The following is a 15,698-nucleotide window of genomic DNA, read 5'->3' on the forward strand; positions in this document are numbered from 1 at the left end:
TTGCATAGGCTGCAGCTCGCCTTTTTTTATGGGATATTTAAAGTTAAACGTACTTCTATCTAGGTATATTAATAACTAATAATTTGCTATTAGATAACTTGTAATTATGAGAAATGCCACTTAAGATGATATGACGCAGCTGCATGCGCTTTATCATTCATGGACGACTTAGGCGGATTACCTATCATGCATAATACTATCGATAACAACAGTCATAAACTACTCAAGCTAGACTTCAATGAAAACTCTTTGGGCATGGCCGACTCTGCTAAAGAAGCCATCGCTAATGCTTTGGCTGGCGGCGCTCGCTATCCTGATAAACATCGCGCTACGCTGCTGAGCAAAGTAGCGGCTATCAACGGCGTATCTGAAAATCAGGTTTTATTGGGCAATGGCTCAATCGAGAGTATCAGAGCAGTGGTGCAAATGCTGCATGACAAAGCATTAAAAACAGATACAAGGTTTCAGCTAATCATTCCAGACCCAACTTTTGGCTGTGCAGAGCTATATGCACGCTCCTTAGGTATTCCAGTAGTCAAAGTGCCATTAACGCGCGATGATTATGATTTAGACTTTGATAATCTAAAAAAAGCTGCCGCTACATTTGACGGTATCAGTCTTTTTTATTTGTGCAACCCTAATAATCCAACGGCTATCATTACCGAAACGGATACGCTCAAAGCGTGGATAAAAAATGCGCCAAAAAACCACTATTTCTTAGTGGATGAAGCCTACTTTGGCTACATCACCGATCCCAGTTTTGAGAGTGGCGTTGAGTGGATAAAAGAGGGGTTATCCGATAACTTGATTGTCGTGCGCACTTTCTCAAAATTATTTGGGCTAGCAGGCTTGCGCGTCGGTTATGCGATTGCCAATCCACCGATGATTGCAGACATTGGTTCTTTGATGTCTACGGATAATATCAACATGTTAGGTGCGGTTGCAGCAATAGCAACGCTAGAAGACGAGACGTTTTTGGCGCATAGCTTACAAACCACCAATCAAGCAAGAAAAATGATGGAGACGACGCTTGATGAGCTGGAACTGCGTTATTTGCCCTCGCAAACCAACTTTATTTTTTATGAAGTCAATGGCGATGTACAAACCTATATTGATCGTATGCTCGAACATGGTATTGCCGTTGGTCGCGAGTTCCCTTCGATACTAGGTTTTAACCGCATCACACTTGGCACACCCGAAGAGATGACAGTCGTTATTAAGACGTTACAGTTATTTCGTGAAAAAGGCTGGGTATAATTACGCACAATCGTATGATTGGATTTACCAAAAAAGAAGGGACGCTTAGACGGCGTCTTTTTTACCAACATCAAACGCAGTTTTACATATTCTGTCTTAAAAAGTATCCGTACACCTTATAGGATAAGTTAATAAAGCACGATTTATCATAAGTAAATATGCGAGACGCATACCATAAAGACCATAAGAATAGACGTGCTAAAGGTTTTTAAAATTTTAAGACAAAGGGTGTATGTATGTTTGATATCAAATCTTTTTTTAAGAGAGAAGTAGAAAAAAAGCTCATGGATGTGGATGATTATATTTTTATGCCTGAGCGTATCGAGATGGCGCTTGAAGGCGGAGAGTTAAATTGTGTGTTAAATAGCGATGGCCGCGTCGATATTTTTTATAGTAAGCAGGGCGTGACAGAAGTCAGTTCGGCATCGCGTAAGCATCCTTTTACAGCGTTTGAGACCGAGTTATATCATGGCGTTTATGATGATGTCATCCATGCCTTAGTCAAAGAAGTGAATAAGATAATTGATGGCTCATCTAAGTATTTTCATCGCAGTAAAATATTGCCATCGACCGCGTCTTTACCCGTTCGTCCAACGCCTAGCAATGAGCTATAAATTGACCAGTCATAAGTACGTCGGTATTTTATAAATCCCATTAGCTAAATAAGCAATAAAAAAGGGTAAGTCATATGATTTACCCTTTTTTGTTGGCTACTATTTTTTACCTTAAGTGTGCAAAGTACTGTGCGGAGCGTATTGTGTTAAGCACCGCTTAAAGCGGCAGACTTTTTCACTGCAATGGATTTGTCAGCAGCAGAGAGGGCAGCGACGTTAGTAAGCGGGCGCGATTGACTGCCGTCAATCAAGTGGTTGGTTTGGGTTTGAGTAAGCAAACTTTTTGCAAATCTAACGCTATCATCTCGTTTTTTTAAGGTGTCCGTGTAATACCATTCACATTGAAATGTCTGCTCGGTGATATCAAGGAGCATATAACCACGTTCGGTCTGATTGTTAAATTTCTGATGCGGGTTTAGCTCAACCCCAGCGGTTTCAGGAAAGGGCAAAGACGTCAATGCCGGACAGACGAACTCTACGGCTAAAGAGCCTTTGCCGGTTAGAGGGTTATAGCTACTTGCTTCAAAAGGGTTTTTTGCAATATCAAAAGCAAAGGAAGCATGATAATCCCCAGTTAAGACAACCGTGTTGGAGATATTATTTTCTTCGATAAAGTTGAGCAAACGTGTGCGTGCACTGGCATACCCATTCCAAATATCGCCAGAATTGGTGGCATAAGTGCCTTTAAATGGCGCTAAAATAACTTGTTGGCCGAGCACTTGCCATGTTGCTTGACGGCGTTTACCCTCTAGCATCTTTAAATAAAGCCAGTTTTCTTGTTCAAGACCTAATAGTTGGCGTTCAGGCTCGTTACTGGCTTTGGCATCAAGCTTTTCGCGCCCAAATATGCGCGTATCTAGCATATTTAAATCGAATAATTTACCAAATTCAAAACGTCGATAAATACGTAATTGACTGTCTAGCTCGTTGCTACTGTCATCGCGGATAAGCATCCACTCATGATAAGCGCGCACGGCGGACATTTTGCGTTCTATATAGCTGCCTTTACTCTCAGTATGAAAGCCTGCGCCACCTTTCCATGAATTGTCTGCGATTTCGTGATCGTCCCAGACAGCGATAAACGGATGCTGACGGTGACATTCTTGCAAATCGATATCGGTACGGTAGCAAGCATAGCGGCGACGATAATCGTCTAAACTAATAATCTCGTTTTTTGGGTCTAACGGTCGCTCTTCTTTTAAATCGTTATCGCGATAAAAGCCTTCTGGATACTCATAGATATAATCACCTAAATGTATGACAGCAGAGAGGTCGGCTTGCTTGGCGATATTGGCATAGCCATTAAAGTAGCCAAAGCCATAGTTTGAGCAGGAAACCACTGCTAAGCGCACACGATCAACTTCGCTTGCTGGCAAGTCTGCTTGCGGTATGGTGCGTGTGCGACCGATAGCAGAGCGATAGCCCAGTGCTTCAAAAGCATAATAATAAGTGGTATTGGGTTGTAGGTTTTTAGGGTCGACCTTTACGGTGAAGTCGGATTGCGCTGTCGCTATTGCGCGACCTTGAGTAACGATGTTTTTCAGCGCTGGGTCTGTTGCCACCCTATAAGCAACAGGAATACTGGCGGCTTGGATACTACCGTCATTGGTAATTCGTGTCCATAGTATGACGCGATCTTGGAGCGGGTCACCGCTGGCAATACCATGCACAAAAGGTGCTGCGCCTTGATAGCCTAAATCATCCAAGTCATCTAAACCATCGATGTTATTTGGTGGCCTGACGTCATCATCATCTGATGAACAAGCACTGAGCTGAGTCAACACAGTACCGGCTATCGTTACCTGACCACCAAGTTTTATAAATGCACGTCTTTTCATCAGTCATCCTTGACATGGGTTAAAGATAAATTCCATTTGTCATTCACAATAGTAAATAATCTATATGAATAAGTTGGGTTGTGCAACGAATAACCCAACTTATTTCGTGAAATAGACCCTTTAGCCAAGTCGCCGATTCATCTATCTATTTGTCACCTACTTATTTAACAATGCTACCGTAACAACTCTGCAGCGTTTTCGCCACGACTCTAGTGACCAGTTGGGTGCGATAGTCGGCATCTATCGCCGCATTGCCAAGTTCAACGAGAGACACTTGCTGCGGCGCTTGCTCGCTGACGCAGCCGCAAACTCGACCTTTTATCTCTTCTTCTTGAGCGTCCGTCATTGCCACACTAGCAATGCGCCAAGCATTTTGTTTTTCAATCTGGCTGCGACATTGGTTATCAATAGCCGCTTTAAAAATATTCATCCCAATCTCGTTTGCCGAACCGATGGCCGTGCCAGCGTTGGTATTCATATCAGAAGTGGCACAGCCAGCTAGGACAAATGTAGTAAGGACGATGCTCGAAGCAAATAATTTTTTCATAAGTTTTCCTTTAAGGTTTGTCGATTCTATTGATGTTATTAGCGATTATATGTAATAGAAACCAATTATAGTAGTGAACAATTATAGATATCTACGTATTAGTAAAAAAGATAATTATTGGCAGTCAGTCTTCTTTTAACTATTATTTGCTCAAGCAATAATCACGCGTCGGCTTCGCATGGCAAGAATCAAAGTTATTTTAACAGTTAAGGGAAATGTTAGTAGAAGTTTACAAGGTCTATAAAGTCTGTTTAAATGGTCATAAGAATATGAAACTTAGTGCTGCACAGCGAAACAATAGCTGGTCTAATAATTTTGGTTTAGCAAATTTGAAGAGGTAAACTACGACTCATGAGTGCTGATGTTTGCTATCGCATAAAACAAGATAGCAATGTATGACACCTCATGCTTTAATTACATGGATCCTTTTGATCGTATCAATGGGACGCTACACTTTTCAAAAATTAATATAGTATACCCCACTCTCAACTTATTTTTCTAAGGTATTGGTTTACTTACTTTTTAAAATTTCAGTTAAAACAATTAGAATTTTAAATTCTATAAAAATCAAAAGCCTACGATAAGTTGAGATTGACGTATAGTATATAAAGCTTACAATTCAACACGGATTAGTTACTATTACAGTGACATGGTTACGTAATATTTTATAAATCCAATTCGCTTTATTTTATCAAGGATGAAAATAATGACGTTTTTTAGTAAAACTCCTCTACTAGCTGCAATTGTTGCCTTAAGTATGACGATGGTTGCCTGTTCAGACAACACGGCGACTGATACCAATGATAGCGCTACCACTGACAATACTGCTGCTTCAGCGGCGAGTGATAAGCTTGAAACCAAGTTTGTCACTATCGCAACAGGGGGCGCATCAGGTCCTTATAATATTATTGGCACCTCTTTAGCAGAAATCTACGCCAAAACCTTTGGCGTTAATGCTAAGACCCAAACCACAGGGGCGTCAGTAGAAAACGTCAATCTACTCACGCAAGGTAAAGTCGACATGGTGCTAGCACTTAGTGATGTCGTCACCAATGCGGTTGAAGGCACTGAAGACTTTAAAGAACCGATAACCAATATTCAACAAGTTGCCGTTCTATATCCAAATGTGATTCAGATAGTCGCTTCAGAAAAATCTGGTATCAAAAATATCGAAGATTTAAAAGGTAAGCGTATTGCGGTTGGTGATCAAGGTTCTGGAACGGAAGTCAATGCTCGGACGTTGTTAGAAGGTTTTGGTATCACTTATGATGATATCAAAGTCGACTATCTAGGGTTTGCCGATGCAGCCGATGCGATGAAAGCGGGTAAGATTGAAGCGGCGTTTTTTAGTAGCGGCTTACCAAACTCTTCACTGTTAGAGCTAGAGCAGGGCATCAAATTGCAGCTGGTCACCATCAATCAAGATAAGCTTAAACAAATTATCGAAAACAAGCCTTACTTTAAGACGTTCGAGATTCCTGCTGGAACATATGGTAACGATGCCGCCATTCCAACGACTGCCGTGATGAATGCGTTGTTGATTCGTTCTGACATCTCTGAAGAGGATGGCTATAAACTGACCAAAGCGCTGTTTGAAAACTTGGATGGCCTAAAAAATGCCCACCAAGCAGCTAATGATATCAGCTTAGAGACTGCTCAAGAAGGAATGGTAGCTCCTATCCATCCAGGCGCTAAGAAATACTATGAAGAGCAATCAGCTAAGTAAACGCTTAAGTTTAACAATCGGCGCAGCAGTGACTGTTGCGCTAGCGGTTTTAACATTCTGGGTAATTTTTACCCGCCAGTCTGTCATCGAGGTGCGCGTCAATGATGTTGCTGAATCTGATAAAAAAGTATGTTATTTCGTTGAGCCCAATTTTCAATTGCGCTGGATTCATTCTGTAGAAAAGCAATGGTGGGAGGAGCAATATGTTCGTGAGAATCAAGGTTTATTGCTAACCACTACTTATCTACAAGCTTTTGGGGCGGGAACCCCATCTACTGAAAATGTCGCTCCCATAAAAAAACCAGGCTATGTTGGCTATCAAATCAACGAAAGACTCCCGAGTCTCAACTGGGTAGTTTCAAGGCGCACCAAAGGTGAGATTGATTATGCAGGTCATCGTATTTTAATTCATCAATGGGTGCCTGATTATTCTGCAGTAACTATTACGCCTAAATCGTATAGTCTAATAGATAGATTTAATAAGGATTTTTGTCATGAACTCTCAAGTGATGGATCACAATAGCGGGACTACTGTCTCTAGCGATGAGGCTAAGTTGTCTAAGCAACCGGGCTTTCATGATAGCACTGATATCGATGACGACGTTGATCCTAACCTCACACAAGCAATACTAGAAAAGTACGACCGAGAGTCAATTACGCGTCATATCACTCAAGGGCCAGTAAAATATATTATCGCTGCGATTTGTATTTTATATTCACTTTTTCATCTATATATCACTTTTAATCCTATGCCATCATTGTTACAGCGTTCTGTGCATGTAGGTATTGGTTTTGCATTGATTTTTCTGATTTTTCCAGCCAGTAAGAAGAGCAGCCGCAAGCGGGTGGCTTGGTACGACTGGGTTTGGTTCGTGTTATCTTTATCTGGAATGGCGTATCTTATCTATGAGTATCAAGATATTGTGACCTCACGCGGCGGCATAGCCAATCAAACGGATGTATTGTTCTCTATTATCACGGTGATTTGTGTACTCGAGGGCAGTCGGCGTATTACTGGTTGGATATTACCGATATTGGCGTCAATATTTTTGTTATATCCATTTATCAGTCATATGAATTTTATGCCTGATCGGCTACTCACTCGTCCTTATGATTTTGGCGATATTTTTGGCCAATTATTCCTAAAGACAGAAGGATTGTATTCAGTTGCAATCGGTGCCTCGGTCACATTCATCTTTCTATTCATTCTGTTCGGGGCATTCTTGGCACGCTCTGGAATGGGGCAGCTATTTAATGATTTGGCACTGGCGCTCGCAGGCGATAAAAAAGGCGGCCCAGCAAAGGTAGCGGTTATCTCAAGCGGTTTTATGGGCAGTATTAATGGCTCAGCTTTGTCGAACGTGGTCAGTACGGGCGCATTTACCATTCCCTTGATGAAAAAGGTTGGCTATCATAAAGATTTTGCGGGCGCTGTAGAGGCAAGTGCATCCGTTGGTGGTCAAATCTTGCCGCCAATTATGGGTGCCAGTGCTTTTATTATGGCCGAGACCACAGGACTGCCATATAGTACGATCGCTCTGGCTGCCTTATTACCTGCTATCTTGTATTATCTGGGCGTCATCGCGCAGGTGCATTTTCGTGCAGGCCGCCGTGACTTAAAAGGTATGGCGAAAGAGAGTCTGCCACAGGTAAAAGAGGTGTTAAAGGCGCGCGGTCATATGCTGCTGCCGATTGTTTTTCTGATTTTTTTATTGATTAAGAATGTACCGGTAGGGTATGCCGCTGCCTATACCATTGGCTTTACTGTTGTCATCAGTATGCTACGTAAAGAAACACGCATGAGCTTTAAAGACATTTTGGGCGCGCTAGAAGACGGTGCGCGCCAGTCGTTAGCGGTCATGGCGGCCTGTGCGGTCGTAGGGATTATTATTGGGGTAGTCAGCTTAACGAGTTTTGGTACGGTAATGACCTCTTCCATTGTTACTTTAGGAGCAGGCTCATTATTGCTCACCTTGATTTTAACCATGCTGGCGTCGATGGTTTTAGGAATGGGATTACCATCGATTCCTGCATATATTATTACGGCAACGATGGCGGCGCCCGCATTAGCAGGATTTGATATTCCTATTTTGGCGGCGCATATGTTCGTATTTTATTTTGGCGTATTTGCCAATATTACTCCGCCAGTCTGCTTGGCAGCCTTTGCTGGCGCTGGTATCTCTGGTGGCGATCCTATGAAAACAGGGTTTCTGTCATTGAAGTTGGCACTGGCTGGATTTATCGTTCCATTTATGTTTATTTATAATCCTGCAATGTTGATGATTGACCCGACAGGTCTTGCGGTTACGGCAAAAGAATTCCCATTGCCACCCATCATCGATATTGTTACGGCTGTTGTGACGTCTGTGATTGGTGTAATTGGCCTTAGTGCAGCGTTAGAAGGGTATTTTAAAGGCAGTATGAATACAATCACGCGTATCCTTTTGGCAATTGGTGCTTTACTGCTGATTTATCCGGGTCTTATCACAGGTTTGATAGGCGGTGCCATGATCCTTGGTATCGCGTTGTTAAATATGAAAAACAGTAAAACAGCAGTCCAACCTCTAAATGTTTAACGTTATTTAGGGATTGAGTGTATAAGCATAAAAAAAGGGCGAATAGTAACTATCTACTATTCGCCCTTTATATATTTTAAGATTCGTCATCCTACTTTGATATAGTGACGAATATTACTTAACAGCCAAGTTTACCTTCTGCTTCAAGCGCTTTTTTGCTGCGGATAGGCGCTGGGCAATCTTCGCCATAGTATTGACGATCGGCAAAGTAGCTTGAGCGTACCATTGGGCCGGCCCAAATGCTAAAGAAACCAATCTTTTTGCCATAATCCATATAGCGCTGAAATTCATCTGGATGGACATAACGATCAACAGGCGCATGGTCTTTACTGGGTTGCAGGTACTGACCGATGGTAATCATATCGACGTCATGGGCTTTTAAATCATCAAGCAGCGCATAGATTTCTTCTTCGGTCTCACCCAGTCCAACCATAAAGCCGCATTTGGTGGCGATATCAGGGCGGCGCTCTTTATAGATTTTAAGCAAATCTAATGAATGCTGATAATCAGAACCTGGACGGAAGGCTTTATAGAGACGCGGCACGGTTTCGATATTGTGGTTAAAGACATCTGGCGCGGTTTCAGTCAATAAGTCTAAGGCAATCTCCATACGCCCACGGAAATCTGGCACCAGTATCTCAATCAAGCAATTTGGGCTTAGCGCGCGCGATTCATTTAACACTTCAACAAAATGTCCAGCACCGCCGTCTTTTAAATCATCGCGGTCAACTGAAGTAATCACTGCGTATTTTAGACCCAAACCTTGAATGGTCTCGGCGGTATGGCGTGGCTCGTCTTTGTCCAATTCATTTGGGCGACCATGACCGACATCACAAAACGGGCAGCGACGGGTACAGATATCACCCATAATCATAAAGGTTGCCGTACCATCAGCGAAGCACTGCGGCAGATTCGGGCAAGCGGCTTCTTCACAGACGGTATAAAGCTTTTGCTCACGCAGAGTGGCTTTGATACGCGCTACTTCCGCAGGTGACGACATTTTAACCCGAATCCAATCAGGCTTTTTCTTTGCCTCGACGGTCGGAATCACTTTAATTGGGATGCGCGCTACCTTGTCGTAGCCACGTAGCTTTTCGCCTTGGATGGCTTTTTTTGGTTTTGCACGGGCAGCGGGGACGTGGGTTTGTACGGCGTTTGTCATAATCAAATGTTCTCTTAACCCTTGATAGGATAAGGGTTTTTGGCATTATTAGAATGTTTTATGGATGCAGCTATTATAGCAGATAATGGCTCAAAGTTTTTTGGGCAATCTTGTTAAGACAATCAAAAAAGCTACTAGCGCTAAATAAGGTTTTATCACTAATAAGACTACTATGAAGCGCACCTTTACCCTAGTTTTATTTATTGATATCAATGTCCATGTCATTTAGCACATCTATGGCTGCGCGAAACGCTTCTTGGGTGGCAGGCGCGCCGCAATAAGGCAAGCTGTGCATCAGTACTTCTCGAATTTCAGCGACACTGGCGCCATTATTAATCGCTCCTCGGATGTGTCCCTTGAGCTCATTTGGGCTTTTTTGCGCAATTAAAAAAGCCATGGTAATTAAGGAGCGATATTTGCGCGGTAGTATGGTGTCGTCTTGCCACGTGCTGCCCCAAGCGTGTTCGATAATCCAGTCTTGCAGCGGCTGGGTAAATGGGGTCGCCGAATCGAGCGAGCGTTTGACATGTCGCTCGCCCATCACTTCGGTACGAACTTTTAGACCGTTTTGATAATTGGCATTATCGTCCATCTTATTATCCTTAATATTTATTGGCAAAGTGTGTTTTATCAAGTCGCATATAAAAATTCGCTAACGTAAAACATCTGATAAGTTCTGAGGTTGTCAGAGTATAGCAGGCACACGGTTTTTATTTAACCGCGTCAATCATATTGGTTATGGCACTATTTTTATAATAAATGTCCAATATGGCGTTATTCTGCGCCTTTTCGCGGCTCAGCCATTAACATTTTGAGCGTTTTGAGCTATGATTGCACGGATAATTATTCAATGCAGTACATCGATGTAGGCTGTCATCCTGACTACTCACGTGATGTACTGGTCACCAACCGACGAGGACGACTATTGTGTTAGAAGCTTATCGTAAACATGTCGCAGAACGTGCTGAGCTAGGGACTGTACCACTTCCATTAAATGAGAAGCAGGTAGCAGAATTGGTAGAGCTACTTAAAAACCCACCAGCGGGCGAAGATGCGTTCTTGATGGACTTGTTAGAAAACCGTATTCCTGCCGGTGTTGACCAAGCCGCTTATGTTAAAGCTGCATTTTTAGCTGCTATTGTTAAAGGCGAAGCGACTTCACCACTTATCAGCAAGAAAAAAGCCGTTGAAATTTTAGGCACCATGCAAGGTGGTTACAACGTTCAGCCATTAGTTGCCGCGCTTGATGACGCGGAAGTCGCACAAGAAGCTGCTGATGCGTTAAAGAAAACATTACTCGTATTTGACGCGTTCAATGACGTGACCGAAAAAGCCGAAGCTGGCAATGCTATTGCTAAAGAAGTGGTGCAATCTTGGGCCGACGCGGAGTGGTTCTTAAGCCGTCCTGAAGTACCAGAGAAAACTACTTATACCACCTTTAAAGTCACTGGCGAAACCAACACTGATGACTTGTCACCAGCGCAAGACGCGTGGAGCCGCCCCGACATTCCATTGCATTCATTAGCCATGCACAAAAACTCTCGCGACGGCATCTTTGCTGACGAAGAGGGTGTTGTTGGTCCAATGAAGCAAATCGAAGCGTTAAAAGAAAAAGGTCATCCACTTGCCTATGTTGGTGACGTGGTTGGTACCGGTTCTAGCCGTAAGTCTGCAACCAACTCTGTATTGTGGCTCATGGGCGAAGACATTCCGAACGTACCAAACAAACGTGGTGGTGGTCTAGTATTAGGTAACAATATCGCTCCTATCTTCTTTAACACTATGGAAGATTCTGGCGCCTTACCAATCGAAAAAGTGGCCGTTGATAACCTAAACATGGGCGATGTGTTTGACATCTATCCGTATGAAGGCAAAATCACCAAGCACGACTCTGACGAAGTATTGTCAACCTTTACGCTAAACTCGCCAACCTTGCTTGACGAAGTGCGCGCAGGCGGCCGTATACCACTAATCGTTGGTCGTGGTTTGACCAATCGTGCTCGTGAATATATGGGTCTTGGTCATTCAGACGTATTTGCTAAGCCAGAAGAGCCAGCTGATACCGGTAAAGGCTTTACCCTTGCACAAAAAATGGTTGGTAAAGCGTGTGGTCTAGAAGGCGTACGTCCGGGCATGTACTGTGAGCCAAAAATGACGACGGTCGGCTCGCAAGATACCACAGGTCCGATGACCCGTGATGAGCTAAAAGATTTGGCATGTTTGGGTTTCCAAGCGGATCTTGTGATGCAGTCGTTCTGTCATACCGCAGCTTATCCAAAGCCAGTTGACGTTGAAACTCAGCATACATTGCCTGACTTTATCATGAACCGTGGCGGCGTCAGCTTACGTCCTGGTGATGGTATCATTCACTCGTGGCTTAACCGTATGCTACTTCCAGATACCGTTGGTACTGGTGGTGACTCGCATACGCGTTTCCCAATGGGTATCTCGTTCCCAGCCGGTTCTGGTTTGGTTGCATTCGCAGCAGCAACTGGTGTGATGCCACTTGATATGCCTGAATCTGTTCGTGTCCGCTTCGTTGGCGAACGTCAACCTGGTATCACGCTACGTGACTTGGTCCATGCGATTCCTTATCAAGCCATCAAAGAAGGTTATTTGACCGTTGATAAGAAAGGTAAAATCAACGAGTTTAACGGTCGTATTTTAGAGATCGAAGGTCTAGAAGACTTGACCGCTGAGCAAGCGTTTGAATTGTCTGATGCGTCAGCTGAGCGTAGTGCTGCTGGTTGTACCATTACTTTGTCTGAAGAATCAGTGACTGAGTACCTAAACTCGAACATCACCTTGCTTAAATGGATGATTTCAGAAGGCTATGGCGATGCGCGTACCATCAGCCGCCGCGTTGAGCAAATGCAAGAATGGCTAGCGAACCCAAGCCTCATGCGTGCTGACGAAGATGCAGAATATGCTATCGATATGACTATCGATATGAGCGAGATCAAAGAGCCAATTCTTTGCTGCCCGAACGATCCAGACGATGCTAAAACATTGGCTGACGTCGCTGGTGATACCATTGATGAAGTATTCATTGGGTCATGTATGACCAACATTGGTCACTTCCGTGCTGCGGGTAAACTGCTACAAGACGTACCAGCGGGAAGCCTCAAAACTCGTCTATGGATTGCGCCACCGACTAAGATGGATGCGCGTCAGTTGATGGAAGAAGGTTATTACAACATCTACGCTCAAGCCGGCGCTCGTACTGAAATGCCAGGTTGTTCACTATGTATGGGTAACCAAGCACGTATCGCACCGAAATCTACGGCCGTTTCAACGTCTACCCGTAACTTCCCGAACCGTCTTGGTCAAGGCGCGAACGTTTATCTCGCGTCTGCAGAGCTTGCAGCGGTAGCAGCGGTACTTGGTAAATTGCCAACCAACGACGAATACCAGCAGTATGCTGGCATGCTAAACAGCATGGGCGATGAAGTTTATAAATACATGAACTTTGATCGTATGGAAGACTATACTGAAGAAGCGGATAAAATTAACGTTGCTCAGTTGACCTAGTTTTTCATTCGAAAGCTTCTTAATTTTTTGAAAACAAACCCCGTATCGTGATGATACGGGGTTTTTTACATGTTTGAAAAATATGAATAATGGTTTGCAAACTTTTATTGAGTGCTTATAATCAAAGTCGTTGATTAAATGTTTTAGTTGGCGATTCTACCGTTAAAGGTGAGTGATAATAAATCCTATGGAAAATAAAAATATGCTTGATAAAGTAACGCCGCCACCTTTACCAAATTCTGGGATGGTTAATAATCATAGTGCTGAGGCAAACTATGGCATTATGGACTGGTTTAAAAAAGGTCTAAGGAATTATGCCAATTTCTCTGGACGTGCTCGGCGTAAAGAGTATTGGTATTTCGTATTGGTGCAAATGGGATTGGTCATCATAGCGATGATTTTAGATGCGATTATCTTCAATTCAGAAATAGGGTTATTTTATATTGTTGTAGCGCTTGGTTTGTTCTTGCCGGGCTTAGCAGTGACTATTCGCAGATTGCATGATACTAGCCGTTCAGGATGGTGGTTTTTGATATCTATTTTGCCATTGATAGGCTCTATTATCTTACTGGTATTTTTAGCGAGCGATACCAAGCTCGAAATCAATCAATGGGGTCCGCCAGCAAAATAAGCTGCGACTGGTTTCTCTCATTATCTTATGTATAATATAGGGGCAGGCGGAAACCGTGGCTCTGCACTCTTTTCTCATTTCTATCTCGGGACGGACCGATACTTTACTAAGCAACTTTTTGTTTATACTTAAGTGCTAAGTGCTTTGGAGTCTTGGTTGATTACTTTACCCCCACTCAAACGTCGTATTGTCTATGTGACCATCTTTGAAATTATCGCTATTATTGCTTCTACCTTTGTGCTCATGAAACTTAGCGGCAGCGATGCGGCAGAGTCGTTACCCGTTGCGGTGATGGTGTCATTAGCCGCTGTGATTTGGAACTTTTTATACAATACGGCTTTCGAAGCGTGGGAACGGCGCAAGCAGGTTAAAAAGCGTACCTTATTAATCCGCAGCGCTCATGCGATAGGGTTTGAAGGTGGCTTGGTATTGATTTGCCTGCCACTTTATATGATTTGGTATGACGTTGGTTTAATCAAAGCATTTATGATGGAGGCGGCGTTACTGCTATTTTTCTTGGTTTATACCTTTGTATTTACCTTAGGTTTTGACAAGATATTCACCTTACCACATTACGATAAGAGTGCTTCTGCTTCTTCATAAATACAGAAATTAATCTTATTAAATGATCAACAGAAAGACTGCTATTAAATTAGGCAGTCTTTTTGTTGATAGTACAGAAGGTAGCGTTAGAAGCTTTTATTTACCTTGATAAACGGGCTTACGTTTTTCCATAAAGGCGGTGATGCCTTCGGCAAAGTCAGCGGTTTTTGCCATCATGGTTTGTTGGTCAACTTCCATATCGAGCGCTTCATTTAAACCTGAAAAAGCATGTACGTTAATCATATGCTTCATTGATGCCAAAGCTTTACCGGGTAAATTACTTAGGCGAGTTGCCAATGCCAATACGCTGGCGTCAAGCTCATCTTTGCTTACGACGCTATTGACTAAGTTTAGACGCGCGACATCGTCGCTAGTAAGCTTATCACCCAGCATCACAAGCTCAGTGGTTTTCGCCGCGCCAATCAATTGATTGAGCAAGTAAATACCGCCCGCATCTGGAATCAAGCCGATATTGACAAATGCTTGCACAAATTTAGCATTGTCAGCGGCAATACGGAAATCACAGGTTAATGCCAAGTTCATCCCAGCACCCGCGACGGCACCTTCTAATTTGGCAATAATGGGTTTGTGAATATTCCGTAGCTTTAAGCTTACCTCAGCCACTTCTCTGAGCATAAAATCAAGCTTTGCCACAAGTGCTTCTGATTCCATGCCATTCTCTAACATCTCACCGATATGACCGCCGCTAGAGAAATTATTGTTTGATCCTTGCAACACGATCACGCGTACGTCGGCATCTTGATCAGCCTTATCAAGCGCATCCATAATCGCGCCTTTTAATGGTGTGCTAAAGGCATTTAGCGTCTTAGGGTCATTCATGGTAATGGTGGCAATATGATTTTCGCTGTGATATTCGACCAAAGGTTGTGACATGGTTGGTTTCCTTAGTAAGAAGTTCTAGATAAGCATTGCGGATAACAATGAAGGTTATAATGGACAAAGTTGTAACAAGTCATGCAAGCTGATTACTATAGCAGCTTGTTATGATTATAAAAGCGGGTTTTGTGGGCGCTAAAGGCACGGACAAAAATGTTTGAGTTTTCCTTATTTTGTCTTATATTTGATTTAATAAATATATATTATCTGCCGTGCAAAAATAACGCTATGAAGTATCCGCTTGGTGCATTATGCTAAATGGCAGTAATGTTAAGGATTTCGTTAACCAAACAAGCAATCAACAAGCAACAAGCAA

At 43.0% G+C, this 15,698-nt stretch carries 13 protein-coding genes; 8 read left to right on the plus strand and 5 right to left on the minus strand.

Features of this window, described 5'->3' with window-relative positions; all coding sequences use genetic code 11:
- Nucleotides 1-186 precede the first annotated feature (186 nt).
- Nucleotides 187-1,257 carry a pyridoxal phosphate-dependent aminotransferase gene (locus JFC07_RS01300; RefSeq protein WP_227678213.1) on the plus strand — a complete coding sequence of 357 codons (1,071 nt, stop codon included), beginning with the start codon at nt 187-189 and terminating at the stop codon, nt 1,255-1,257.
- Between the two features lie 236 nt (nt 1,258-1,493).
- Nucleotides 1,494-1,871, plus strand: a complete 378-nt coding sequence (locus JFC07_RS01305; protein ID WP_102077848.1) for a hypothetical protein — start codon at nt 1,494-1,496, stop codon at nt 1,869-1,871.
- A gap of 146 nt (nt 1,872-2,017) precedes the next feature.
- Here the strand turns inward: JFC07_RS01305 and JFC07_RS01310 are convergent, their stop codons facing one another.
- Together JFC07_RS01310 and JFC07_RS01315 are read right to left on the minus strand one after the other, a co-directional pair.
- On the minus strand, nt 2,018-3,709 hold the full coding sequence (locus tag JFC07_RS01310; RefSeq protein WP_198327898.1) for an alkaline phosphatase D family protein: 1,692 nt from the start codon (nt 3,707-3,709) through the stop codon (nt 2,018-2,020).
- A gap of 160 nt (nt 3,710-3,869) precedes the next feature.
- Nucleotides 3,870-4,256, minus strand: coding sequence for a hypothetical protein (locus tag JFC07_RS01315; protein WP_193031199.1), 387 nt, complete (start codon nt 4,254-4,256; stop codon nt 3,870-3,872).
- 706 nt (nt 4,257-4,962) lie between these two features.
- On the opposite strand from JFC07_RS01315, the gene JFC07_RS01320 reads away from it, so the two are divergent.
- The 3 genes from JFC07_RS01320 to JFC07_RS01330 are packed head-to-tail and all read left to right on the plus strand — an operon-like array spanning nt 4,963 to nt 8,558.
- Nucleotides 4,963-5,982: a TAXI family TRAP transporter solute-binding subunit gene (locus tag JFC07_RS01320; protein WP_193031201.1), complete on the plus strand. Its 1,020-nt coding sequence runs from the start codon at nt 4,963-4,965 to the stop codon at nt 5,980-5,982.
- Nucleotides 5,960-6,505, plus strand: coding sequence for a DUF1850 domain-containing protein (locus JFC07_RS01325; protein ID WP_193031203.1), 546 nt, complete (start codon nt 5,960-5,962; stop codon nt 6,503-6,505). The genes JFC07_RS01320 and JFC07_RS01325 overlap by 23 nt, the downstream gene beginning before the upstream one ends.
- The gene (locus JFC07_RS01330; protein WP_198327899.1) at nt 6,477-8,558 is read left to right on the plus strand and encodes a TRAP transporter permease; all 2,082 of its coding nucleotides are present in this window, start codon (nt 6,477-6,479) and stop codon (nt 8,556-8,558) included. The genes JFC07_RS01325 and JFC07_RS01330 overlap by 29 nt, the downstream gene beginning before the upstream one ends.
- A gap of 118 nt (nt 8,559-8,676) precedes the next feature.
- Here the strand turns inward: JFC07_RS01330 and lipA are convergent, their stop codons facing one another.
- Both lipA and JFC07_RS01340 read right to left on the minus strand, forming a co-directional pair.
- Nucleotides 8,677-9,720: a lipoyl synthase gene (gene lipA / locus JFC07_RS01335; protein ID WP_068406192.1), complete on the minus strand. Its 1,044-nt coding sequence runs from the start codon at nt 9,718-9,720 to the stop codon at nt 8,677-8,679.
- 196 nt (nt 9,721-9,916) lie between these two features.
- The gene (locus JFC07_RS01340) at nt 9,917-10,312 is read right to left on the minus strand and encodes a carboxymuconolactone decarboxylase family protein (RefSeq protein ID WP_193031204.1); all 396 of its coding nucleotides are present in this window, start codon (nt 10,310-10,312) and stop codon (nt 9,917-9,919) included.
- A gap of 335 nt (nt 10,313-10,647) precedes the next feature.
- Here JFC07_RS01340 and acnB point away from each other — a divergent pair, with 335 nt between their 5' ends.
- The 3 genes from acnB (at nt 10,648) to JFC07_RS01355 (ending at nt 14,485) form a co-directional block, all read left to right on the plus strand.
- Nucleotides 10,648-13,251: a bifunctional aconitate hydratase 2/2-methylisocitrate dehydratase gene (acnB, locus tag JFC07_RS01345; RefSeq protein WP_068406186.1), complete on the plus strand. Its 2,604-nt coding sequence runs from the start codon at nt 10,648-10,650 to the stop codon at nt 13,249-13,251.
- Between the two features lie 187 nt (nt 13,252-13,438).
- Nucleotides 13,439-13,882 carry a DUF805 domain-containing protein gene (locus JFC07_RS01350; RefSeq protein ID WP_227678215.1) on the plus strand — a complete coding sequence of 148 codons (444 nt, stop codon included), beginning with the start codon at nt 13,439-13,441 and terminating at the stop codon, nt 13,880-13,882.
- A 156-nt stretch (nt 13,883-14,038) separates the two neighbouring features.
- The gene (locus tag JFC07_RS01355; protein WP_193031206.1) at nt 14,039-14,485 is read left to right on the plus strand and encodes a PACE efflux transporter; all 447 of its coding nucleotides are present in this window, start codon (nt 14,039-14,041) and stop codon (nt 14,483-14,485) included.
- A 96-nt stretch (nt 14,486-14,581) separates the two neighbouring features.
- Here JFC07_RS01355 and JFC07_RS01360 read toward each other — a convergent pair whose 3' ends face one another.
- Nucleotides 14,582-15,379 carry an enoyl-CoA hydratase/isomerase family protein gene (locus tag JFC07_RS01360; protein ID WP_198327900.1) on the minus strand — a complete coding sequence of 266 codons (798 nt, stop codon included), beginning with the start codon at nt 15,377-15,379 and terminating at the stop codon, nt 14,582-14,584.
- Between the last annotated feature and the right edge of the window lie 319 nt (nt 15,380-15,698).

Source organism: Psychrobacter faecalis, from assembly GCF_016107575.1.
Taxonomy (GTDB): Bacteria; Pseudomonadota; Gammaproteobacteria; order Pseudomonadales; family Moraxellaceae; genus Psychrobacter; species Psychrobacter faecalis.

Bases quoted from the DNA above. Each gene is read 5' to 3' on its own strand.
- JFC07_RS01300 (WP_227678213.1), top strand. From the start codon at position 187: ATGCATAATACTATCGATAACAACAGTCATAAACTACTCAAGCTAGAC.
- JFC07_RS01305 (WP_102077848.1), top strand. From the start codon at position 1,494: ATGTTTGATATCAAATCTTTTTTTAAGAGAGAAGTAGAAAAAAAGCTC.
- JFC07_RS01310 (WP_198327898.1), bottom strand. From the start codon at position 3,709: ATGAAAAGACGTGCATTTATAAAACTTGGTGGTCAGGTAACGATAGCC.
- JFC07_RS01315 (WP_193031199.1), bottom strand. From the start codon at position 4,256: ATGAAAAAATTATTTGCTTCGAGCATCGTCCTTACTACATTTGTCCTA.
- JFC07_RS01320 (WP_193031201.1), top strand. From the start codon at position 4,963: ATGACGTTTTTTAGTAAAACTCCTCTACTAGCTGCAATTGTTGCCTTA.
- JFC07_RS01325 (WP_193031203.1), top strand. From the start codon at position 5,960: ATGAAGAGCAATCAGCTAAGTAAACGCTTAAGTTTAACAATCGGCGCA.
- JFC07_RS01330 (WP_198327899.1), top strand. From the start codon at position 6,477: ATGAACTCTCAAGTGATGGATCACAATAGCGGGACTACTGTCTCTAGC.
- lipA (WP_068406192.1), bottom strand. From the start codon at position 9,720: ATGACAAACGCCGTACAAACCCACGTCCCCGCTGCCCGTGCAAAACCA.
- JFC07_RS01340 (WP_193031204.1), bottom strand. From the start codon at position 10,312: ATGGACGATAATGCCAATTATCAAAACGGTCTAAAAGTTCGTACCGAA.
- JFC07_RS01350 (WP_227678215.1), top strand. From the start codon at position 13,439: ATGGAAAATAAAAATATGCTTGATAAAGTAACGCCGCCACCTTTACCA.
- JFC07_RS01360 (WP_198327900.1), bottom strand. From the start codon at position 15,379: ATGTCACAACCTTTGGTCGAATATCACAGCGAAAATCATATTGCCACC.